Source organism: Caballeronia zhejiangensis, from assembly GCF_000698575.1.
GTDB classification, from domain to species: domain Bacteria; phylum Pseudomonadota; class Gammaproteobacteria; order Burkholderiales; family Burkholderiaceae; genus Caballeronia; species Caballeronia zhejiangensis.
Genome location: NZ_JFHD01000030.1, coordinates 45,143 through 66,440 on the forward strand (window position 1 = coordinate 45,143; position 21,298 = coordinate 66,440).

Consider the following 21,298-nt stretch of genomic DNA (forward strand, 5'->3'; position numbering starts at 1 on the left):
TCGGAGACAACCATGCAAAGTTCTTCCAATCCCACGCTGGCCGTGCGCCGCTGGTGGGCGATCATGCCGATCGTCTTCATCACGTACAGCCTCGCGTATCTCGACCGCGCCAACTACGGTTTCGCGGCGGCGGCGGGCATCAATCAGGATTTGGGCATCAGCAAGGGACTGTCCTCGCTGATCGGCGCGCTGTTTTTTCTCGGCTATTTCTTCTTTCAGATTCCGGGCGCGATCTATGCCGAACGGCGCAGCGTGAAGAAGCTCGTGTTCTGGAGTCTCGTGCTGTGGGGCGGCTGCGCGACGCTCACGGGCATGGTGAGCAATATCCCTTCGTTGATGGCGATCCGCTTCGTGCTCGGCGTCGTCGAGGCTGCGGTGATGCCGGCGATGCTCGTCTTCATCGCGAACTGGTTCACGAAGTCGGAGCGCTCGCGTGCGAATACGTTTCTGATTCTCGGCAATCCGGTGACGGTGCTGTGGATGTCGGTCGTATCCGGTTATCTCGTGAACTCGTTCGGCTGGCGCCACATGTTCATCGCGGAAGGTTTGCCGGCGGTGGTGTGGGCGGTGATCTGGTGGTTCATCGTGAAGGACAAGCCCGCACAGGTGAGCTGGCTCACGGATCAGGAAAAGAACGATCTCGATGCGACCTTGCGCGCCGAGCAGGCCGCGATCAAGCCGGTGAAGAACTATCGCGAGGCGTTCAAGTCGCCGGCGGTGATCAAGCTGTGTGCGCAGTATTTCTGCTGGAGCATCGGCGTGTATGGGTTCGTGCTGTGGCTGCCTTCGATTCTCAAGAGCGGATCGACGCTCGGGATGGTCGAGACGGGCTGGCTGTCGGCGGTGCCGTATCTTGCGGCGACCATCGCGATGCTGCTGGCTTCGTGGGCCTCAGACAAGCTTCAGGCACGCAAGGCTTTTGTGTGGCCGTTTCTGCTGATCGGCGCGGTGGCGTTTGCAGGTTCCTACCTTCTCGGGTCGACGAACTTCTGGGCTTCTTATGCGTTGCTCGTGATCGCAGGGGCTGCGATGTATGCGCCCTATGGGCCGTTCTTTGCGATCGTGCCGGAGTTGCTGCCGAAGAATGTCGCCGGGGGGGCGATGGCGCTCATCAATAGCATGGGGGCGTTGGGGTCGTTCGTCGGGTCGTATTTTGTGGGGTATTTGAATGGGGCTACTGGATCGCCCTCTGCCTCTTACGTTTTCATGAGCGCCGCGTTGTTGATGGCTGTTTGGCTTACGCTGGCGGTTAAGCCGCAGGCGGCGGTTCGGGCTGGGGTTGTTGTGAGGCCTTGAGGTTTTTGCTTTCGCTTTTCGCTTTTGCTTTCGGTTTCGCCGGATCCCGTTGTCGTGTCGGTCTATTGGCACTGCCCCTGTGCGGGGCGGCAGTCACTTTCTTTGCCGTCGACCAGAGTTAGCGCTTTAGCGCTTACTCTGGTCCTGTGCAAAGAAAGCAACCAAAGAAAGCAGCTCGTCACGGCCCGCGGTCACACGCACGTTGGGTAGTACTCTCGTCCTAGGTGGCACTCGCCTAAAGAGTGCCCTCAAACACCTAATCGGGCTTGGCTCGCGCGCGGTCTGACGAGCTAGTTTTCCAAGGACACTGGTTCAGCACGAAACTGCTTCGGCACAGCGCTACGCGCTGCCGCCGGGTCTGCAAGGGAAACCGACGGGCTGCCAGTGCAGTGAGACGGAGGCATTAGTAGAGAAGCACATGCATCCCCGATTGACCGGTCGGCCGCGAAGCGGGCCGGAGCTATATGGTGCTGAACCAGTTTGGTGTGTGGTGCGATGTGACAGACCGTGCGCGAGCCAAGCCCGATTAGGTGTCTGAGGGCACTCGTTAGGCAGCCCACGATGGACGAGAGGACTACCCAAATTGCGTGTGACCGCGGGCGTATCGGAAGCTGCTTTCTTTGGTTGCTTTCTTTACACAGGACCAGAGTAAGCGCTAAAGCGCTAACTCTGGTCGACGGCAAAGAAAGTGACTGCCGCCCCGCACAGGGGCAGTGCCAATAGACCGACACGAAAACGGGATTCCACAGAAGCCCGAGCCAACCAACCCAGACAAAGCAAACCATGACCAAAAAAATCGTAGCCTACAAGGCGTTGCCAAGCGACGTAGAAGCCTATCTCCGCGCCCACGCGGAAGTGGTGAACATCGATCCGAAAAACCACGCCGCATTCGTGGAAGCGCTAACAACCGCCGACGGCGCCATCGGTGCGAGCATAAAGATCTCCCCCGACATGATCGAAGGCGCCCACCGCCTGAAAGCACTGTCGACGATCTCCGTAGGCTTCGACCAGTTCGACGTGCAAGACCTCACCCGCCGCGGCATCGTGCTTACGCACACGCCGGACGTGCTCACCGAATCCACCGCCGACACGGTCTTCGCGCTGATCCTCGCAAGCGCGCGCCGCGTCGTCGAACTCGCCGAATGGGTCAAGCAAGGCAACTGGAAGGCAAGCATCGGTGAAGCGTGTTTCGGCGTCGACGTGCAAGGCAAGACACTGGGCATCGTCGGCCTGGGACGCATCGGCGGGGCCGTCGCACGGCGCGCGGCGCTCGGCTTTCGCATGAACGTGCTCTACACGAATCGCAGCGCGAACGAGCAGGCCGAAAAGGAATACGGCGCAAAGCGTGTCGAGCTCGACGAACTGCTCGCGCAATCCGATTTCGTCTGCCTGCAAGTGCCGCTCACGCCGGAAACGCGCGGTCTCATCGGGGCGAACGAATTGCAGAAAATGAAACGGAGCGCGATTCTGATCAACGCCTCGCGCGGACCGACCGTCGATGAAAACGCGCTCGTCGATGCGCTAAAAAACGGCACGATCCGCGGTGCAGGCCTCGACGTGTTCGAGCAGGAACCGCTTCCCGCCGACTCGCCGCTGCTCGCGATGAAAAACGTCGTCGCACTGCCGCATATCGGCTCGGCTACGCACGAAACGCGTCACGCGATGGCGCGAAACGCCGCGGAAAATCTCATCGGCGCACTGAACGGCACGCTCACGCAGAACATCGTCAATCCCGACGTGCTCGCGCGCTGAAACCGTGGGTCGCCCGGTCATGCGCTAACATGCGCGATGCGAGGAGAACGATAATGACGGCATCGCGACTCGCTTCACGGCGAAGCGCGCGCCCACGACCACTATGTCCGACGACCCCACATTGACGAACCGCCCGCCTGCATTCGGCGCGCGCCGCGCGACCATCACCGATGTCGCCCGCGAAGCAGGCACCGGCAAGACCAGCATCTCGCGCTATCTGAACGGCGAGCTCGGCGTGCTGTCGCCCGATCTGCGCGAGCGCATCGAGGCGGCCATCGCCAAGCTCGACTATCGGCCGAATCAGATGGCGCGCGGCCTGAAGCGCGGCCGCAATCGTCTGATCGGCATGCTGCTCGCCGACCTCACGAACCCGTATTCCGTCGAAGTGCTGCAAGGCGTCGAAGCAGCGTGCCACGCGCTCGGCTATATGCCGCTCATCTGTCACGCAGCCAACGAGATCGACATGGAGCGGCGCTATCTGCAATTGCTGACGACGTATCGCGTCGAAGGCGTCATCGTCAACGCGCTCGGCGTGAAGGAAGAACTGCTGCAAGGCTTTGCGCGCGGCGGCATTCCGGTCGTGCTCGTCGATCGCTCGGTCGAAGGTTTCATCACCGACATGGTCGGGCTCGACAATCCCGCCGCCGTGCAGATCGCGACGCGTCATCTCGTCGACGAAGGTTTCGACGAGCTGCTGTTCGTCGTGCAGCCGGTCACGCATGTCAGCTCGCGGCGTCTGCGCGAAGCCGCGTTTCGCGAAACCGTCGCGGCGCTCCATGCAAGCGGCTCGACGCTCGTGATCGATCTCGCCGATGCGGCGCCCGCGCTCGCGGAACTCGACACGCGCGTCACGGCGGCGAAAGCCGCGGGCAAGCGCGTCGCGCTCTTCGCGGCGAACGGGCCGGTCGCGCTGCGCGTCGCGGTGCATCTGAAGGAACGCCACGGCGCGGACTGGCAGGCGAGCGTCGCGCTGATGTCGATCGACGATTCCGAATGGGCGCAGCTCGCCGGCATGACGGCGGTCCGCCAGCCGACGTACGATATCGGCCGGCGCGCGGTCGAATTTCTGCATGAGCGTCTCGGCGGCGCCGCGATGCCCGCGCGCGAATGTCTGCTGCCGGGCGAACTCGTCGTGCGCGCATCGACGACACGCGCGAATCACAACGACGAGCAACAAGCTTCGCAAGGAATCTGAATGATCAGTGTTACGACGTTGCTGAGCCTCGCGCTCGCGACGCTCATCATCGCGGCCATGCCCATCGTGCTGTACAGGAAGCTGCGGCCGCGCTTCGCGATCGTGCCGCGCTACGCGATTCTCGGCATCGCCGTGTTCGCGCTCTTCGCGATGGTCATCGAACGCGCGCTGCACGGCTTCATGCTGAGCAATCCCGTCACGTCGGCGTGGCTCGTCAATCCGGCCGTGTTCGTCGTTTATGGCGCGCTCGCGGCGGGGCTGTGCGAGGAAGTCGGACGCTTTCTCGCGATGAAATGGCTCATCTCGCGCGAGCCTGACGCGCTCGACCGGCACGGTCCGGCGCTCGGCTACGGCATCGGGCACGGCGGGGCGGAGGCGTGGATCGTCGGCGTGCTCGTGCAGGTGCAATGGATCGTCTATGCGGTGCTCGCGAATCGCGGCACGCTCGACGCGCATTTCGCGACCGCGCCGCTCGAAGCGATCGCGCGCATTCATCTCGTGCTGATGAGTCTGTCGCCGGTGTCGGCGGGCATCTTCCTCGTCGAGCGTGCGAGTGCGTTCGTGCTGCAACTCGGCTTTTCCGCGCTGATGTGGCAAATGCTGCGCGAGCGTTCGCGCCACGCGCTCGCAGTCCTCGTTGCCGCGCATGCGCTCGTCGGCTTGCCAGCCGCGCTTTTTCAGGCGCGGCTCGTGCCGCTCATCGCCGCCGATGCGGTGTATCTCGTGCTCGGCGCGATCGTCGCGGTGGCGCTCGTGCGCTACTACCGGCGAGCCGCCGCCCGCGGCGGTTGAGCGCATCCGCGCCTGCCTGAATCAAATATCGACATCGAATGGACGACTATCAATACGACTGCCCGAGCGCGGATATCGACATGCTCGCGCATGTGATCTGCGATCTCTTTCCCGAGCAGACGCAGTTCGCCGAACGCAAGGACGATGAAGGCCGCACATCGCTCGTGATTCATTACGTGGCGATGCGCTTCGGTTCGAGCGCGCGGCGCATCACGATCGACGTGCGTTTCGATCCGGCCGCGCTCGCGCGTTATCGCGCATTGCCGCCACGCATGCACGCGCGCAGTTACGCGGTGCTGCGTGCCTATGTGGAAGCGACGCTCGGATCGCTCGAAGAGATGTACGCGGACGGCCAGACCGTGCCGCGCGAAGTGGACATCGAGATGGGCGAGGACTTCGCGTGAGCGCGCTCAGGCTTCGCGATAGACCTTCGCGAAGCGCGCTGCCTTCACGACGCCGAAATCGCCCGGCGCGTATTGCATGACCCAGTCGCCGGCAGCGCCGGTGAGGGTGTCGCCTGCCGCGGATCGCGCGATCGAGAAGGGTTCGTGCATCTGCTTCGCGAGCACGACGTTCGGACGGTTGCGATAGATGCCCGCCTCGCCGTGCGCGATGCCGCCTTCCGGCACGTACTTCGGATCGAAGCGTTCGCGCGACACGACCCAGCGCTCGCCGCTGGAAGCGGTGACGATCGCATCGCCGCTTGCATAGCGGTTCGGCCCTTCGAGGCTCATGAGTTCGCCCGCGGCAGCCGCGAATTCCACGGTGACGGCTTCGTCCTTCACGACGCGGCGTGCGGCGGGATCGGTGGCGAGATCGAGTTGCGAAAGATGGAGCATGGTGCGATCGGCGAAGATGGTGAGGGAGCGGATCGTAACGGCATTCGCGTCATTTTGCACTCGGCGGACGCAAAAAAGCCCGCATCATGCGATGCGGGCTTTCCGATCCGGCGCTCGTTCAGGGCTTCGTCGTCGATGCCGCATCCGCGCCCGCCGCGCGCGAACGATGGTGCGCGCCGCCGCGGCGCGCCTTGCCGTGCTCCGAGCGGAAGCTCGTATCGGCGAGTTTCTTCTGCTCGGGCGAAAGGCTCGCGTAAAGCGGCTCGAAAGCTTCGACGAGCCGCTTCGTGCCGTCCGCGTTGGCTTGCGTGATCTGCTCGTATTGCTTCATGTCGTCGAGCGCGGACATCGTGTCGCGCTGGGCGATGCGCTGGCGGTACAGATCGGCCATGGTGCGGCCGTTGTCGCGCATTACATCGGCGAACTTCGACCACTGCGCTTCCTGCTGCGGCGTGATCTTGAGGCTCGAATGCAGTTCCGCGATACGCTCCTCGACGCGCGCCTCGCGCTTGCTGGCGGCCGGTGCGGACGCAGCGTCCTGCGCGGCGGGCGCCGATGCGGCCGTGGGCGCCGAACTCTGCGCGAAAACCGGGCTCAGTGCGCAGAAAGCGGCCAATGCAACGAGTGTTCTTTTCATTCAAAGTACCTTCGATCGATATAGGAAGCGGCGTGCTTCGTAAGCTGCATGCAAAGCAGCGAAGATCACGCCATCGGCGGATATTAGTATCACGATTGCATGCGGATTCGCCCGCATTGCCACAACTGCTTACATTCGAAACGTCTCTGGAAAAAACGCAGTGGATACCTTGTTGAGCATGCGGGTCTTTGTCGCGATCGTCGAGGCGGGCAGTCTGAGCGCCGCGGCCGAGCGCTTTTCGATCTCGGCGCCGATGGCGGGCAAGCACTTGCAGGCGCTGGAGGCGCGGCTCGATGCGCGTCTCATTGTCCGCACGACGCGTCGTCAGAGCCTGACCGAGATCGGCCGTGAATATTACGAACGCTGCCGCCGCATTCTCGCGGAAGTCGATTCTGCCGACACCCTCGCCGAATCGATGAGCGCGACGCCGCGCGGCGTATTGCGCGTCACCGTGCCGCTGACTTACGGCGTGCAGTTCGTCACGCCCGCCGTGACCGAGTTTCTCGCGGCGTTCGCGCAGATCAGCGTCGAGCTCGATCTGACCAACCGCATGGTCGATATCGTCGAGGAAGGATTCGACGCCGCCGTGCGTATCGGCACGCTCGCCGATTCGAGCTTCGTCGCGCGGCCGCTCAAGCCGTATGCGATGACGGTATGCGCGTCGCCTTCCTATCTTGCGCGCGCGGGCACGCCCGCGACCCCCGCCGATCTCGCGAGCCACGAGTGCCTCGGCTTCTTGCATCTCGGCCGCGAGGCGAGCTGGCGGCTCGAAGGCGAGGACGAGGCGATGCATGCGCGCCGCACGCAGTCCGCGCGCTTTCGCACGAATAACGGGCAGGCGCTCAGGAAGGCCGCGCTCGCCGGCTTCGGCCTCGTGCTTCAACCGCATGCGCTCGTCGAAGACGAACTGAAGAGCGGCGCGCTCGTCGCGGTGCTCCAGGACTTTCTGCCGAAGCCTTCGCCCGTTCATCTCGTCTATCCGCGCGATACGCGCGCGACGCCCAAGCTCGCGAGTTTCGTCGATTTCATGGTGACGAAGCTCGGTGTCTGACCGGCGTTCGTATCGCAGCGTCTCGGCGATAATGCAAACACAAAATGCCGGATGCCAGATGGCATTCAAAACGCATAAACCAAAACACAAAACGCCAAGGACGACGCCCACATGAGACCGCCGCGCCTCGATCAGCTCGACGACATCGATCGCAATCTCGTCGCGCTTCTGCAGATGAACGCGCGCGAGAGCGTCGCGAATCTCGCGCGGCAACTGGGCGTTGCGCGCACGACGGTGATCGCCCGCATGGCGCGGCTCGAAAAGAACAACGTGATCGCGGGCTACGGCGTGCGGCTCGGCCAGGATGTGCTCGACGCGAGCATTCAGGCGTACGTCGGCATCAAGCTCACGCCGAAATACGGCCGCGATCTGCAGAAGCGCTTCGCACGCATGCCGGAGATTCAGTTGCTCTGTGCGGTGAGCGGCGAATTCGATTACGTCGCATGGCTGCGCGCCGATTCGCCGGACCGCCTGAACGACCTGCTGGACGAGATCGGCGTGCTGGAAGGCGTCGAACGGACGACGACGTCGATTATCCTCGCGCGCAAGATCGATCGCGCCGGTTGAGACTCGACGATACAAACGGGATCGATCGATCGTCGAAACGACGAAAACCGTCGTCGAAGCGCATCATTTTGCGTCTAGGATCAATATTCGCGCGCTCCTAAACTGTGTGAACAGGTGTATCGGCTAACTCGCACATACAGGAGACGAATATGAAAGTGGCCCTCGTCGGCGCCGGACTGATCGGTCAAAGCATTGCGCATTTGCTGCGTGAAACGGGGGATTTCGACGTCGTCGCCTTCGATCGCGACGAACACGCGCTCGCGCTCATCGATGCGCAAGGCATCCCGACGCGCCGCGTCGATTCCGCCGATACGCCCGCGCTTCGTCAGGCGCTGATCGGTTTCGACGCGCTGATCAATGCGCTGCCGTATTACCTCGCGGTCAACGTCGCATCGGCGGCGAAAGCGGCGGGCGTGCATTACTTCGACCTCACCGAAGACGTGCGCGCGACGCACGCGATCCGCGCGATCGCCGACGACTCCGAGCTCGCGTTCATGCCGCAATGCGGTCTTGCGCCGGGCTTCATCGGCATCGTCGCGCACGATCTGGCGAAGCGTCTCGACGACGTGCGCGAAGTAAAGATGCGCGTCGGCGCGCTGCCCGAGTTTCCGACCAATGCGCTGAAGTACAACCTTACATGGAGCATCGACGGGCTCATCAACGAGTATTGCCAGCCGTGCGAGGCGATCCGCGAAGGCCGCACGCAATGGGTGCAGCCGCTCGAAGGCGTCGAGCATTTTTCGCTCGATGGCATCGAGTACGAGGCGTTCAATACATCGGGCGGGCTCGGCACGCTCTGCGAAACGCTTGCCGGCAAGGTCGAGACGCTCGACTACAAATCGGTGCGCTATCCGGGGCATCGCGATCTGATGAAGTTCCTGCTCGACGATCTGCGTATGTCCACCGATCGCGACGGTCTCAAGACGATGCTCAAGCGCGCGGTGCCTTCGACGGCACAGGACGTCGTATTGATCTTCGTCACGGTGACGGGCATGCGGCGCGGGCAACTCGTGCAGGACGTGTTCACGCGCAAGATCTTCGCGAAGGATGTGTGCGGCGTGCCGATGAGCGCGATCCAGATCACGACCGCCGGCGCGATCTGCGCGGAACTCGATCTCTTCCGCGAAGGCGTGCTGCCGCAGAGCGGCTTCGTGCGTCAGGAGCAGGTGCCGCTCGACGCGTTCCTCAACAACCGCTTCGGCAAGCTGTACGAAGGCGCCAACGCGGTCGCGACGGCACGCCAGCTCGCGGCGGCTTAAGCGACGAGGCGCGCGACCAGTTCGCCGCCCGCTTCACCGGATGGCGTCGTGTTGTCGAACATCACGAGCGTCCGCGCGAGCGCTTCATCGGGGACGAAGAGGCGCTTGCGATATTCCTCCCAATGCGCGAGCTTGTACGCATCGTTCGGATCGCCGCGCGCAACGATCCGTTCGCGCGCCACATCTTCATCGACATGCACCCAGACGACGCTTATGGCGACATCGTCATCGATGCCGAGCCACGCGCGATCGAAAAGGCGTCCATTGCGCACCTCGCGCGTCAGCGGCGCGACGATCACGACGCTCACGCCGAGCGCGAGATTTTCGGCGGCGGTATCGATGAGACAGCGATACTCCGGATCGCGAAAATGTTCTATGAAAAGCGGGCTGTCGCGATCGTGCGGATCGCCGGTGAGCGCGCCGATCGCCGCGGCGCTGTATGCACCGTAGAGCGTGTCCTTGTCGAGCAGGCAGAAGGGCTCGCCAGTCGCATGCATGAGCGGCGCGAAGAGTTGCTTCGCGAGCGTCGTCTTGCCGGTGCCGGCATGACCGCAGAAGAAAATCAGATGCTTCACGCCGGGTCGGTCCTGGATGATAGTTGCATCGCTAAATATCGGTTCGCGCGCGCTGATATCGCTTCATGAGCGGCGTCGCGGTGATGCCGTGCACGATGACAGACGCAGCGATCGTCGCGATGACGAGCGGCACGAGCGGCGCGGCCACGTCATGCGGCGCTTGCTCGAGTGCAAAGAGCAAATAATAGAACGAGCCGACGCCGCGTATGCCGAACCAGCTCATGAGACGTCTTTGCGCGCCCGTCGCCTGCGAGCCGATGAGCGACGCCTCGACCGCCGCCGGCCGCAGCACAAGAAAGAGCGCGACGATGAGCGCGCAGGTCCGCCACGAGAGCAGTTCGCGCCACATCGTCGCGAGCACGGCACCGACCATCAGCATGATCGCCACTTCGGCGATGCGCTCCAGTTCGATCGTGAAGCCGTGCACGCGCTCGGCCATGAAGGCGTGCGCGCGTTCGGGATCGGCTGCGGCGGCGCCGACGTCGTCCGCATCGATCTTGCCGACCGCCTGGCGCGGGGACTTGTCGCCGCTTTCTTTTTGCTCGACGCGGCGCATGGAGAGACCGGCTGCGAAGACCGCGAGAAACGCGTACGTGTGCAGCAATTCGGCGACGCCGTACGACAGCGCGATGAGGCCGAGCGCAAAGAAACCTTCCGGTCCGAGCGCCTGCCCGTGGCGCGTGCGCAGATACGCGACAAGCCGCACCGACAGCGCGCCGAGCAGCCAGCCGCTCACGAGCGCGCCCGCGATGCCCCATATCGCCTGCAATGCGAAGTTCCAGTGCAACGCTTCGCTTGGCGACGCCTCGAAGCGGCACACCGCGATGCCGAGCAGCGCGAAGGGCAGCGCGATGCCATCGTTGAGTCCGCCTTCGCCCGTCAGCGAAAAGCGCAGCAGGTCGACGTCGCCGGGCGTCTCGACCTGAACGTCATGCGCGAGCACGGGATCGGTCGGCGCGAGCATCGCGGCGAGCAGCAGCGACGGTCCCCAGCTGAGACCGAGCACATAGACGCCGAAGAGCGTGAGCGCGGCGACGGTGAGGATCATGGCGACGAAGCCCAGGCGTACCGGGAGAAGCCAGATGCGATCGGTGGGCGGCACGCGCAGCCGCAGGCCGATCGCGAATAGCGACACGAGCATCGCCACTTCGGTGATGCGCCGGAGGACCGTTGCTTCGGTCGCGAGGTCGAGTGTCAGCAGATTGGCGAGCGCGGGACCCATCGCGAAGCCGATCGCCAGGTAGCACATCGCGGTGCTGACCGGCAGGTGCTTGAACGTCGAACTGGCGAGGCCCATGAAAATGAGCACGCCGCCGACGACGAGAAACCACATCGTCTCGATCATGAATGCCTTCGGACTTCATATGCTGATGGTTGAGCGGACCGCGCCGCGATGCGCGGGACGTTCTGTTCGGACGCAGCACGCGCCGTGCCCGTATCCGAATCACGCGCTTCGGGCAGCGCGCCTGCCTGTTCGCCGACTTGCGCGTAAGATGCATTCGGTTCCCGCATGGGCATTCTTCATCCGCTTCATTCGCACGGTCTTTTGCGTTACGAATGCAAAAAACCAGGGGAGAACGAGCATGTCACAGCACTTCGACGCAGTCGTGATCGGTACGGGGCAGGGCGGTTCGCCGCTTGCCGTGCGGCTCGCGGAAAGCGGCAAGCGCACGGCCATCATCGAGCGGCATCTTTTTGGCGGCACCTGCGTGAACGTCGGTTGCACGCCGACCAAGACTTATGTCGCGAGCGCGCGGGCCGCGCATGTCGCGCGCACGGCGGCGCAGTACGGCGTGATGATCGGCGGCGACATCCGCATCGACATGGCGCGTGTGAAGGCGCGCAAGGACGAGGTGATCGGCGGCTCCCGCACGGGCATCGAGAAATGGCTGCGCGGCACGCACAATCTCACGGTCTTCAAGGGACACGGGCGCTTTACAGGGCCGCGAGCGCTGTCCATCGAGGCGGCCGACGGTTCCACGCAGGAGATCGACGCCGACCTCATCATCATCAACACGGGAACGCGCGCGGTGGTGCCGAAGGTCGATGGGCTCGAACGCGTCCCGTATCTGACCAACTCGACGATTCTCGAACTGACCGAAGTGCCGGAGCATCTGGTGATTGTCGGGGCGAGTTATATCGCGCTCGAATTCGGGCAGATGTTCCGGCGCTTCGGCAGCCGCGTGACCTTGCTCGTGCGCGGCGAGCGGATCCTCACACGCGAGGACGAGGACGTCGCCCGCGCGATGCAGGACGTGTTCGTGCGTGAGGGCATCGACTTTCGCTTCGGCGCGGAGATGTCGCGCGTGGAGCCGATGGCGGGTGGCGTGCGTATCGTCAGTGGCGATGAGGTCATCGATGCATCGCATCTGCTGTTCGCGACGGGCCGCACGCCGAACACCGACGATCTCGGTCTGGAGCATGCGGGCATTGCGGTGAGCCGGCACGGCATGATCGATGTCGACGGCCAGTTGCGCACCAAAGTCGATGGCGTGTATGCGCTCGGCGATGTGAACGGGCGCGGCGCGTTCACGCATACGTCGTGGAACGATTACGAGATCATCGCTTCGAATCTGCTCGACGGCGAATCGCGCAGCGTCGATACGCGCATCATGGCTTATGCGGTTTTCGTCGATCCGCCGTTCGCGCGTGTGGGGATGAGCGAGGAAGACGTGCGCAGGGACGGACGCGAGGCGCTTATCGCGACGATGCCGATGTCGCGGGTGGGGCGCGCTCGGGAGCGCGGTGAGACCGATGGCTTCATGAAGGCGCTCGTGGATGCGCGGACGAAGCGGTTCTTAGGGGCGGCGATTTATGGCATCGAAGGGGATGAGGCCATTCATGCCTTCATCGACATCATGAATGCGGATGCGCCCTATACGACGTTGCAGCGGGCGATGCATATTCATCCGACGGTGAGTGAGTTGATTCCTACTTTGCTTGAGGGGTTGACGCCTTTTGAGTGAGTTTTTCTTTGTTTTCGCCGGATCCCGTGTTCTTAGTGGTCTAGTGGCGTTGCCCCTGTGCGGGGCAACGCTAATAAACCGACACGAACGCAGGATTTCACCGAAGCATGAGCAAGAGACAATAGAAACGAAGCCCTCAAACCTTCACCGACGGCTCAGCCTCATCCTCCTTCACCGCATTCGCGATACGCGTCTCCGGCATAGCAAGCCACACCATCAACACCGCAAGCGCCCCGGCCCCGGCGAGCCCAAAAAAGCTCATCGCAGTGCCGAAGCGATCCGCGGCAAAACCGGCCGCCGCCGTCGAAAGCGTCGCCCCGACGCCCGCAGCCAGCCCAAAAAACCCGATCGTCAGGTTGTAATGCCCGCGCCCACCAGCGACATCCGCCGCAATCAGCGGAAGCATCACACCGAACACGGCTGCGCTGATGCCATCGAGCATCTGCACCGGCACGAGCAGATACGGGCTGCTCACGCCCGCGAACAGAATCGCGCGTATAGGCAACGCGCAGAACCCGAGAATCAGCACCGGCCGGCGTCCCCACTTCTGCGCCTGCCGTCCGACCCACGGCGACAACGCCGCGACGATGAACTGCGGCACGATGATGCACGCCGCAATCACAAGTTGAACGTTGTCGCCCATGTGCGCCGTGACTTCGCCCGCGGCGAGATTCAGCATCGCCGCGTTCGACAGGTGAAAGAGCACCACGCACGCCGCGAAAATCAAAAGACGCCTGTCCTTCAGCAACTCGCGCAACGATTCGCGTTCCTCGCCTTCAGGCGTGAGCTTGGGTTTGCCCGGCGGTGCGCGCGGCACGACGGGCGGCGCATCGTAGTGAATCATGCGCAGCGCGACGATCGCCGGCAACGCGAGCGCGGCCGTCAGGAAGAACACCGAGCGCAGCGACAGATACTCGCCGAACGCGCCCATCAACGCCGCTGTCAGCGCACTGCCGATCGACGCCCAGCGCGCATTGCGGCCGAGCCGGTCGCCGAGATCGGCGCGTGAGACGAGGGCGAGCGAGATCGCCGCCATCGCCGGGACGAGCATGCAGCTCGCGAAACCGTGCAGCACTTCGGCCGCAAAAACCGGCACGAACGTCGGGCTCGCGGCGAGCAGCAGCGCACTCACGATGATCGCGATGATCGCCGAGAGAGCAGCGAACTTCTTGTTGCGCATCGCATCGACGAGCGCGCCTGCCGGCAACTGGCTCGCCATCGCGCTGATCGTGCCGACGGAAAGCATCAGGCCGATCTCGCCCTGCGTCCACTTGTTGGCCGCAAGATACGAAGCAATGAAAGGGCCGAAGCCGGTCTGCACGTTGGCGACGAAGAAGTTCAGCCAGTCGAGCGCGCGCAGACTGCGTGCAATTACCATGTTGTGATTCTGTTATCGATGTCGTTATCCGCTATCTCGTCAGGCGCGCGCCCGAAGCGGGCGCTTGCGCCGGCGCCGCGCCTGAAGCCGTCGCGCTCGCCGCGCCAGTCGATGCCGATGCCGCGCTCGCAGCCGTCGCCGGCGCGGGCACCACAGGCGACACGATCTTGATCGGCTGCTCGGGCGAGTAGGTGGGCGCGGCCTTCAGTTGCGCGTCGTTGAAATCCATCTGCAGCAGCCACTGCTTGTTGCGCGAAAACACATGCAGGTCGCCCCAGTTGGCCGCGACATGCCGCTTGTCGCCCGCGAGCGAACTCGATAGATCGAGCACCAGCGCCTGAGGCTGCGCCTGAGCGTCGACGAGCACGTCGACCACGCGTCCGATGCGCGCGCCGCTTCTTTGCGTCACCGTCGAATCGACGAGCTGCATGAAGTTCGCGGGCGCCTCCGCAACGGGCTGCGGCTTCGGCACCGGTTCGGCCGGCTTGCCCTTCGCGGGCGGTGGTGGCGGCACGAAGGTGATCGGCGCGGTCTTCGAATTCGGCGTGAAGCGGAAGGCCGTCCACGGGAAGTTGACCTTGCGGTCGCCGACGCCGAGGAAGCCCGCGAGATTGACCATCAGAAGCTTCGGCTTCGCGGATGCATCGACGTACATGTCCACCGCACGGCCGACGACCTTGCCGTCCGGACGCTGCACTTCGGCGTCGAGCAGGCCGTGCAGCTGATCGTGCTGCATGATGCGCGTCGAGATGATCTGCGGCGGAGGCGGCGGCTCGGGCGGTTCAGGCGGTGGCGTGACGGCCGGCTCCGGCGGCTTCGGCTTGACGATGCGGCGCTTCGGTTTCGGCGCCGGCGCGGGTTTCACGGCAGACGCGGGCTCCGGCGCCTGCACGGCGGGCAAAGGTTCTTCGGGCTCGGCAGAGCCGGCTTCTTCCGGCGCCGGAATATAAGAGTGTTCGACGATCGGCGCGGGCACCTGTTGCTGCATCAGCCCGCATGCGGAGAGCGCGAAGGCGGCGATGACCGGAAGGCTCGCGGTGACGCGCAGCGCGCGCAACGTTCTCGCGATGGCGACGATGAACGCGGCCACGCACAGCGACAGACGTGCGGCTGCATTGAAGACGCGGCCCGCCCGGCATGCGCGCCCAAGCGCGTGAAGGTCTGTCGGCGACGCATCACCCCGATGCGAGATACCGCCTGTCATCGCAAAAGCTCCATGGTTCCGAGTCACCTGCTTGTCTGGTTCGTTGTTGGATCGGTGCTTGTCAGATCGATTCGACGCGCGCGAGGCGTCGTTCGTTCGCGGATTGAATCATGCATGCGAAGTGCATTCTGCCAATCGACGCTTCACGCTTCGGATGGCCGCGCATGGCCGTTCGATGCCTTCGCGAGTCGTGCCGCGGTGTCGGGCGCGCCCATCTTCTCGGCGGCATCGCGTGCGCTGAAGCCGCCGGCATCGCGCGCATCCGGGTTCGCGCCGCGCGCGATCAACAAGTCGACGATCTCGACGCGATTGAACATCGCCGCGATCATGAGCGCGGTGCGCCCGTCGGGCGATGCGCCTTCCACATCCGCGCCATGTTCGAGCAGCGTTTCGATCACCTTGCGAAAGCCCTTGAACGCGGCGCCCGCAATCGGCGTCTGGCCATTGTCGTTGCGCAGGTTGGCATCGGCGTTGTGCTGAAGCAGGACGCGCACGGCGTCGGCGTGACCGTGATAGCTCGCGAGCATCACGAGGCTGTCGCCCTTGTCGTTGCGCAGATTCGGCGGCAGGCCCTTGGTCAGGAGCGCGTCGAGCATCGCGGCGTCGCCGCGGCGAGCGACATCGAAGACCTCGCTCGCGAACGCGATCATGTCGTCATCGGGGCCATCGCTGGATTGCTTCGTCGGGGGCTCTTTCGGATCGTGCTGCATGGTTCACTCCAATTCGATCGCGCCGCGTGCGCGGGCCAGAGTTTGTCGGGATGCATCGGCGCGCTCGATGTCATGCTGCGCCGGCGGTTTGCACGCGTTCGGAATGCATTCAATCTGGCATTCAGAATGCACGGCGCATGCATGCAAAATGCGAAAGCGGACGCGGGATCAACCGGGAGCATACACAGGTTTGCTTGCAATCCGCGCTTTCCGCGCGCTTCGGGACAGCACGAATCGCGCCATGCCGGTCAGCATTGGCGGCTCGCCGTTATGTCGCTTGACGCGTCTTCGTGCGTCCCATTAGGCTCGTCGCGAATCGACCGTTAAGCGCCCGCACGCGCTCTCGCAATGAATCCGACACCATCCGCCTCCGGCGATCCGCCGCCTCCCGACATTGCCGTGCGCCGCCGCGCGCCCGCCGCCGAACGTAATCGCGATGCGATTCTATCGGTCCTCACGCGCGTCCTGCCGCAAAGCGGCGTCGTGCTGGAGATCGCAAGCGGCACCGGTCAGCACGCCGTGCACTGCGCGGCTGCACTGCCGGGCCTCGTCTGGCAGCCTAGCGATGCCGATGTCGAAGCACGCGAATCCATCGCCGCATGGCGCGCTCACTCGGGGCTCGCCAACCTGAATGCGCCGCTCGCGCTTGATGTGCGCAACGACGATTGGGGCATCGCGAACGTGGCGGCCATCGTGTGCATCAACATGATCCACATCGCGCCGTGGGAAGCGGCCGAGGCGCTCTTTCGCGGCGCGGGCGCGCGTCTCGATGCGGGGGGCGTACTGTACCTGTACGGGCCGTATCGGCGCAATGGAGTGCATACCGCCCCGAGCAACGAAGCGTTCGATCAGCAACTGCGCGCACGCGATCCGCGCTGGGGCGTGCGTGACATGGAAGCAGTCGAGGCGCTTGGCGAGAAGGCCGGCCTCGCGTTCGTCGAGACGGTCGCGATGCCGGCCAATAACTTCAGCGTCGTATTCAAAAAACCCGCGTAACGACGTCCGCGTTCACGCTTCGCCCGGGCGCGCTGCGAACATGCCGCGCCAGGACACCGTCGCCATCAGCGAGGCCGCGACGATCATCCCGCCGCCGATCCAGCCCGCCATCGACACACGTTCGCCGAGCCACGCGCTCGCGAAGAGCGCGCCGAACGCGGGCTCGCTGCCCATCAGGAGCGAGACGCGCGTCGGGCTGCTGCGGCCGATCGCGTAGTTCTGCGCGAAGAAGGCGAAAAGGGTGCACGCGCACACGAGATACAGCACCGATCCCCAGAACATGCCGTGACCGGCGAGAGCGGGCAGCGACTGCCATTGCGATGGCGCGAAAACCAACGCGATGACCGCGCTGCCCGATGCGACCACGCCCGCCTGCACCGCCGTCACCGTAAGCGCGGGCAGGGGAGCCGCGCGCAACACGCGCTTCGTCACGCAAACGGACAGCGCGCGCAGCACGGCGGCGGCGAGGATCAGTCCATCGCCGGCATTGAAGTCGAAGGACAGCGCGCCGTCGCTCGCGAGCAGCCACGCGCCCGCGAACGACACGCCGACCGCCAGCCACTCGGCCGCGCCGGGGCGTCGCCTGAGCAGCGCCCATTCGACGAGCGGCGTCAGCACGACGCACAAGCTGATCAGAAACGCGGCGTTCGCGGCGCGCGTATGGAGCACGCCGAATGTCTCAGCTAGAAAAATCGAAAGCAGCAGCAAGCCGAGAACGAGCACGCCGCGAAGGGCCGCCGCGCTCGCGTGCCGCAGATGCCGCAGGTTGACGGCGAGCAGACAGAACGTGATGCCGAAGCGCAGCGCGAGCAGCCCCAGCACCGGATAGAACGCGAGCGCGCTCTTGACGATGCCGTAGCTGCTGCCCCACACCATCGCGACGGCGAAGAGCAGGAGATCGGAAAGAGGAAGCAGGCGTCGGACGGTCATGGAGCGGCTCCGTGAGAAAGTAGCCGTCATTGTCGAATGATGCGTTCAGCGCGATAATCGGCTTCAGTCGCACAGCTTTCTTGTCACCAATGCACAAATGAATCCCGCCGATCTTTTCGACCTGATGCCGGACATGGCCGTATTCGCGCGCGTCGTCGATGCGGGCAACTTCTCGGTCGCGGCGCGGCAACTGGGCAGCACGCCGTCGACGGTCAGCCGCCAGATCAAGCGTCTTGAAGAGGCGCTCGCCACGCGGCTGCTCGAGCGCTCGACGCGCAAGATCCGCGTTACCGAGTCGGGGCTTCAGGTGTATCGGCATTGCCGCGACATGGCCGCGGCGGCGTCCGGCGCGGTCGATGCGGCGGGGCAGGTGTCGGGCAAGCCGCAGGGCCGCGTCGCGCTGTCGGCGCCGACGGCTTACGCGAAGTCCGTGATTCATCCGCTCGTGCCGGCGTTTCTCGCGGCGTATCCGGATGTCGATCTTCAGCTCGTCTTCAGCGATCACGATATCGATCCGCTCGACAGCGACGTCGATCTCGTCATCCGCGCGACGAGCCATCCGCCGCAAGGGCTCGCCGCGCGCCCGCTCGGACGCGTGCGCTGGCTGCTGTGCGCGTCGGCGGGCTATCTGCGGGAGCGTGGCGCGCCGGCGCATCCGCGCGAGCTGGCGCTGCACGATTGCATCCATCTGGGCGAAACCGCCGACGACAACCGCTGGCGCTTCAGCAACAACGGCGAAACGGTGACAGTCGCGGTGCGCGGGCGCTATATCGCGAATCACGCGGGCGCGCGGCTGGACGCGGCCGAAGACGGGCTCGGCATCGCGGCGCTGCCGGAATTCGCCGCCCGCGATGCGCTCGCGTCGGGCAGCGTGCAGGCCGTGCTCGCGGACTGGGACATGCAGGCGCGGGCGTATCAGGGACCGGTGTGGCTGCTTTATCCGCCGAATCGCTTTCTGCCGCCGAAGGTGCGCGCGTTGATCGATCATCTGCACGCGCATCTCGGGCAGCAAGCGTGAGCGCGAGAATCCGGCGCGCGCCGAAATGAGCGACGCCGTGTAGACTGCGAATGGTCGTTCATTGCGCCGCGCGGCTCGCGGCGTTCAAACCGATCTCCCTTCACCGGAGGCGTCGTACATGCACGCAGCGTTGCCGCAAGGCGAGCAGGAAGCCGGATCAACCGATACACCCGCCAAGCCGCCGCGGGATCTGCGCCGCGTCGACATTCATCCCGATCACTGGTATCCGCTCGCGTGGTCGCGCGAGGTGAAAGCGGGGCGCGCGCACGGCGTGCGTTTCGCGGGCGATCCGATCGTGCTCGTACGCACCGCCTCGGGCAAGGTCTTCGCGCTGGAAGACCGCTGCGCGCATCGGCAGGTGCCGTTGTCGGCGGGTGTCGTCGACGGGGAATCGATCCGTTGCTGCTATCACGGCTGGACCTACGACTGCACCGGCCGCTGCACCGACATCCCTTATCTCGGACGCGAACGCCTGCCTAACGGCGTGCGCGCGTATCCGTGCCGCGAGGCGGGCGGGCTGGTTTTCGTGTTCACGGGCGACCCGGCGCTCGCCGATGCCGCGAAGTTTCCCGATCTCGGCTCCGCCACCGATCGCGCATACAAGACGCGCCGCTTCGGCCGCGCGGTGAAGTGCCACTACTCGTTCATGCACGAAAATCTGATGGACATGAACCATCAGTTCCTGCATCGGCGGCAGATGGGCAGCATGCGCGCGCGCTCGCTCGGCAGACGGCGCGGCGAGGACTGGATCGAAGTCGATTACACGTTCGCGCGCGAAGCGGGCAAGCAGCCGATCGGCGAAGCGCTCGTCTTCGGGCAAAAGCGCGGCTCGAAGCCCGACGACGGCCAGAAGGACGTGATGACGATCCGCACCGAGTACCCGTATCAGACGCTCAAGATCCGCACCAAGGACGACACGATGGTGATGGACCTGTGGATCGCCTACGTGCCGCTCGACGCCGAGCAGCGCACGAACCGCACGTTCGGCCTGTTGTCGATTCGCCGCCCGAAAATCCCCGGCCTGCTCGATGCCGCGTGGCCCTTGCTCGTGTGGTTCACCGAGCGCATCTTCAAGGAGGATCGCTGGATCGTCGAGCGCGAGCAGGAGGCGCACGACCGGCAGGGCGCGGACCACAATCACGAGGTGTTCCCGGTCATCGTCGAGCTGCGCGCGCTTTTGATGGAGCGCGGCGTGCCTCACGGCGCAGGCAGGGGCCCGCGGGACGCCCGGCGCGTGCACGTCATCCAGCCGGTGCAGGAACTGCCCGCATCCTGAGGCGTGCGGCGCTGTGCCTCGCTCGCACCCGATTGCACGCTTCGCGCCGCGGCGCTATACAGAGAGCAGAGAGCGGAAACCACACACGGAGGACCATCATCATGAACAGCGACCCGACCAAGCCGCGCGACGACGCATCGGGTATCGGCGAGGCGCATCCGGACGTCGAGCATTTCGATGCGGCCATCTCGCACGTCGACGAGTCCTACGCCGCGGGCAAGATGGCGGCGGGCGCGGCGAAGGGCATTCTGTACAGCATCATCGAGACGCTCGGCACGCTCGTCGGCGATCCCGATCTGCCCTCGCATGCGCGTTCGGGCTACGAAGGCCTGCTTGAAACGGCGCGCGAACTGCGCTCGAAGATCGAGCACTAGCCGACCCGGTCGGGCGACGCAAGCTTGCAGCGCGTTCGCCCGATGTCAATTTCGCGTCTGCGCATCGTCGGGTAACTGCCAGATCTATTCCGATGCAGCGCCGTCGACCGTCGCCTGCACGACGCACGCGAATTTTCCGCGAGCCTGTTCGGGCTATCGCGTTTCCCGTCCCCAAAGAATGGCAATTGGCTTGTATCTCCGAAAGCGGACAAGCCTTGTCCCGTCAAGCCGCGTCCTTTCCGACTGCGGTCGAATCCCTCGTTATCTCTAGCCGCCGCGCCGTCGATTCGGCCCCGCGCGGACCGTCATCGCGCCACATTGCTGTCAGCTTTCTGTCAGTTTCGTGACCGTTTGCCCAATATCTGCGAACCAGAAAATACTGGTTAACCAGACAGTGAAAAAAAACGACACAAAACCGCGTCTTTCTTTCGGATTCGGACTGTAAGCCATACACTTGCCAGCGATAAAAGTTACGAGTTGAAA

General features: G+C 64.4%; 21 protein-coding genes. 13 read left to right on the forward strand and 8 right to left on the reverse strand.

Translation table 11 applies throughout. The features are described 5' to 3' along the window. Nucleotides 1-12: 12 nt before the first annotated feature. The 5 genes from BG60_RS27465 (at nt 13) to BG60_RS27485 (ending at nt 5,439) form a co-directional block, all read left to right on the forward strand. Complete coding sequence (locus BG60_RS27465) at nt 13-1,296, forward strand: MFS transporter (RefSeq protein WP_008349482.1); 1,284 nt, start codon at nt 13-15, stop codon at nt 1,294-1,296. A gap of 783 nt (nt 1,297-2,079) precedes the next feature. Then, complete coding sequence (locus BG60_RS27470; RefSeq protein ID WP_034473440.1) at nt 2,080-3,048, forward strand: 2-hydroxyacid dehydrogenase; 969 nt, start codon at nt 2,080-2,082, stop codon at nt 3,046-3,048. Between the two features lie 103 nt (nt 3,049-3,151). Beyond that, nucleotides 3,152-4,243 carry a LacI family DNA-binding transcriptional regulator gene (locus BG60_RS27475; RefSeq protein WP_034473442.1) on the forward strand — a complete coding sequence of 364 codons (1,092 nt, stop codon included), beginning with the start codon at nt 3,152-3,154 and terminating at the stop codon, nt 4,241-4,243. After that, nucleotides 4,244-5,035, forward strand: coding sequence for a YhfC family intramembrane metalloprotease (locus BG60_RS27480; protein ID WP_034473443.1), 792 nt, complete (start codon nt 4,244-4,246; stop codon nt 5,033-5,035). Nucleotides 5,036-5,073: 38 nt separating this feature from the next. Next, nucleotides 5,074-5,439, forward strand: coding sequence for a DUF3022 domain-containing protein (locus tag BG60_RS27485; RefSeq protein WP_008349491.1), 366 nt, complete (start codon nt 5,074-5,076; stop codon nt 5,437-5,439). 6 nt (nt 5,440-5,445) lie between these two features. Here BG60_RS27485 and BG60_RS27490 read toward each other — a convergent pair whose 3' ends face one another. Then, entirely contained in the window at nt 5,446-5,874 is a 429-nt protein-coding gene (locus BG60_RS27490) for a PGDYG domain-containing protein (protein ID WP_034473473.1), read from the reverse strand. Between the two features lie 118 nt (nt 5,875-5,992). After that, entirely contained in the window at nt 5,993-6,511 is a 519-nt protein-coding gene (locus BG60_RS27495) for a Spy/CpxP family protein refolding chaperone (protein WP_034473444.1), read from the reverse strand. A 160-nt stretch (nt 6,512-6,671) separates the two neighbouring features. Here BG60_RS27495 and BG60_RS27500 point away from each other — a divergent pair, with 160 nt between their 5' ends. From BG60_RS27500 to BG60_RS27510, 3 genes are all read left to right on the forward strand, one after another. Next, on the forward strand, nt 6,672-7,562 hold the full coding sequence (locus BG60_RS27500) for a LysR family transcriptional regulator (protein ID WP_034473445.1): 891 nt from the start codon (nt 6,672-6,674) through the stop codon (nt 7,560-7,562). A gap of 111 nt (nt 7,563-7,673) precedes the next feature. Further along, nucleotides 7,674-8,129: an Lrp/AsnC family transcriptional regulator gene (locus BG60_RS27505; protein ID WP_008349499.1), complete on the forward strand. Its 456-nt coding sequence runs from the start codon at nt 7,674-7,676 to the stop codon at nt 8,127-8,129. 149 nt (nt 8,130-8,278) lie between these two features. Continuing rightward, a complete protein-coding gene (locus tag BG60_RS27510; RefSeq protein WP_034473448.1) occupies nt 8,279-9,388 on the forward strand; it encodes a saccharopine dehydrogenase family protein in 1,110 nt (369 codons plus the stop codon). On the opposite strand, the gene BG60_RS27515 is transcribed toward BG60_RS27510, so the two are convergent. Together BG60_RS27515 and BG60_RS27520 are read right to left on the reverse strand one after the other, a co-directional pair. Then, nucleotides 9,385-9,963 (reverse strand): P-loop nucleotide/nucleoside kinase family protein, encoded by a 579-nt coding sequence (locus BG60_RS27515; RefSeq protein ID WP_008349502.1) that lies wholly within the window; start codon nt 9,961-9,963, stop codon nt 9,385-9,387. The two genes, BG60_RS27510 and BG60_RS27515, sit on opposite strands and share 4 nt — an antisense overlap. Nucleotides 9,964-9,994: 31 nt before the next feature. Further along, nucleotides 9,995-11,308, reverse strand: a complete 1,314-nt coding sequence (locus tag BG60_RS27520) for a cation:proton antiporter (protein WP_034473451.1) — start codon at nt 11,306-11,308, stop codon at nt 9,995-9,997. 238 nt (nt 11,309-11,546) lie between these two features. On the opposite strand from BG60_RS27520, the gene BG60_RS27525 reads away from it, so the two are divergent. Next, nucleotides 11,547-12,929 (forward strand): FAD-containing oxidoreductase, encoded by a 1,383-nt coding sequence (locus tag BG60_RS27525; RefSeq protein WP_034473475.1) that lies wholly within the window; start codon nt 11,547-11,549, stop codon nt 12,927-12,929. A gap of 136 nt (nt 12,930-13,065) precedes the next feature. Here BG60_RS27525 and BG60_RS27530 read toward each other — a convergent pair whose 3' ends face one another. The 3 genes from BG60_RS27530 to BG60_RS27540 form a co-directional block, all read right to left on the reverse strand. Next, a complete protein-coding gene (locus BG60_RS27530; protein WP_034473453.1) occupies nt 13,066-14,307 on the reverse strand; it encodes an MFS transporter in 1,242 nt (413 codons plus the stop codon). Between the two features lie 31 nt (nt 14,308-14,338). Further along, nucleotides 14,339-15,511 carry a hypothetical protein gene (locus tag BG60_RS27535; protein WP_008349510.1) on the reverse strand — a complete coding sequence of 391 codons (1,173 nt, stop codon included), beginning with the start codon at nt 15,509-15,511 and terminating at the stop codon, nt 14,339-14,341. Between the two features lie 143 nt (nt 15,512-15,654). Beyond that, nucleotides 15,655-16,221: an ankyrin repeat domain-containing protein gene (locus tag BG60_RS27540; RefSeq protein ID WP_034473454.1), complete on the reverse strand. Its 567-nt coding sequence runs from the start codon at nt 16,219-16,221 to the stop codon at nt 15,655-15,657. Between the two features lie 348 nt (nt 16,222-16,569). Between BG60_RS27540 and BG60_RS27545 the strand changes: the two genes are divergently transcribed. Continuing rightward, nucleotides 16,570-17,217 (forward strand): DUF938 domain-containing protein, encoded by a 648-nt coding sequence (locus BG60_RS27545; protein ID WP_051996658.1) that lies wholly within the window; start codon nt 16,570-16,572, stop codon nt 17,215-17,217. A gap of 12 nt (nt 17,218-17,229) precedes the next feature. On the opposite strand, the gene BG60_RS27550 is transcribed toward BG60_RS27545, so the two are convergent. Further along, nucleotides 17,230-18,147, reverse strand: coding sequence for a DMT family transporter (locus tag BG60_RS27550; protein ID WP_034473456.1), 918 nt, complete (start codon nt 18,145-18,147; stop codon nt 17,230-17,232). Between the two features lie 97 nt (nt 18,148-18,244). On the opposite strand from BG60_RS27550, the gene BG60_RS27555 reads away from it, so the two are divergent. From BG60_RS27555 to BG60_RS27565, 3 genes are all read left to right on the forward strand, one after another. Next, complete coding sequence (locus BG60_RS27555; protein ID WP_034473457.1) at nt 18,245-19,165, forward strand: LysR family transcriptional regulator; 921 nt, start codon at nt 18,245-18,247, stop codon at nt 19,163-19,165. Between the two features lie 118 nt (nt 19,166-19,283). After that, complete coding sequence (locus tag BG60_RS27560; protein WP_034473459.1) at nt 19,284-20,441, forward strand: aromatic ring-hydroxylating oxygenase subunit alpha; 1,158 nt, start codon at nt 19,284-19,286, stop codon at nt 20,439-20,441. 101 nt (nt 20,442-20,542) lie between these two features. Further along, nucleotides 20,543-20,815, forward strand: coding sequence for a hypothetical protein (locus tag BG60_RS27565; protein ID WP_008349524.1), 273 nt, complete (start codon nt 20,543-20,545; stop codon nt 20,813-20,815). Nucleotides 20,816-21,298: the final 483 nt, after the last annotated feature.

Coding starts and splice junctions, on each gene's coding strand:
- BG60_RS27560 (WP_034473459.1), top strand. CDS start 19,284: ATGCACGCAGCGTTGCCGCAAGGCGAGCAGGAAGCCGGATCAACCGAT.
- BG60_RS27505 (WP_008349499.1), top strand. CDS start 7,674: ATGAGACCGCCGCGCCTCGATCAGCTCGACGACATCGATCGCAATCTC.
- BG60_RS27490 (WP_034473473.1), bottom strand. CDS start 5,874: ATGCTCCATCTTTCGCAACTCGATCTCGCCACCGATCCCGCCGCACGC.
- BG60_RS27555 (WP_034473457.1), top strand. CDS start 18,245: ATGAATCCCGCCGATCTTTTCGACCTGATGCCGGACATGGCCGTATTC.
- BG60_RS27525 (WP_034473475.1), top strand. CDS start 11,547: ATGTCACAGCACTTCGACGCAGTCGTGATCGGTACGGGGCAGGGCGGT.
- BG60_RS27540 (WP_034473454.1), bottom strand. CDS start 16,221: ATGCAGCACGATCCGAAAGAGCCCCCGACGAAGCAATCCAGCGATGGC.
- BG60_RS27535 (WP_008349510.1), bottom strand. CDS start 15,511: ATGACAGGCGGTATCTCGCATCGGGGTGATGCGTCGCCGACAGACCTT.
- BG60_RS27530 (WP_034473453.1), bottom strand. CDS start 14,307: ATGGTAATTGCACGCAGTCTGCGCGCGCTCGACTGGCTGAACTTCTTC.
- BG60_RS27495 (WP_034473444.1), bottom strand. CDS start 6,511: ATGAAAAGAACACTCGTTGCATTGGCCGCTTTCTGCGCACTGAGCCCG.
- BG60_RS27545 (WP_051996658.1), top strand. CDS start 16,570: ATGAATCCGACACCATCCGCCTCCGGCGATCCGCCGCCTCCCGACATT.
- BG60_RS27475 (WP_034473442.1), top strand. CDS start 3,152: ATGTCCGACGACCCCACATTGACGAACCGCCCGCCTGCATTCGGCGCG.
- BG60_RS27465 (WP_008349482.1), top strand. CDS start 13: ATGCAAAGTTCTTCCAATCCCACGCTGGCCGTGCGCCGCTGGTGGGCG.
- BG60_RS27550 (WP_034473456.1), bottom strand. CDS start 18,147: ATGACCGTCCGACGCCTGCTTCCTCTTTCCGATCTCCTGCTCTTCGCC.
- BG60_RS27520 (WP_034473451.1), bottom strand. CDS start 11,308: ATGATCGAGACGATGTGGTTTCTCGTCGTCGGCGGCGTGCTCATTTTC.
- BG60_RS27470 (WP_034473440.1), top strand. CDS start 2,080: ATGACCAAAAAAATCGTAGCCTACAAGGCGTTGCCAAGCGACGTAGAA.
- BG60_RS27565 (WP_008349524.1), top strand. CDS start 20,543: ATGAACAGCGACCCGACCAAGCCGCGCGACGACGCATCGGGTATCGGC.
- BG60_RS27485 (WP_008349491.1), top strand. CDS start 5,074: ATGGACGACTATCAATACGACTGCCCGAGCGCGGATATCGACATGCTC.
- BG60_RS27510 (WP_034473448.1), top strand. CDS start 8,279: ATGAAAGTGGCCCTCGTCGGCGCCGGACTGATCGGTCAAAGCATTGCG.
- BG60_RS27480 (WP_034473443.1), top strand. CDS start 4,244: ATGATCAGTGTTACGACGTTGCTGAGCCTCGCGCTCGCGACGCTCATC.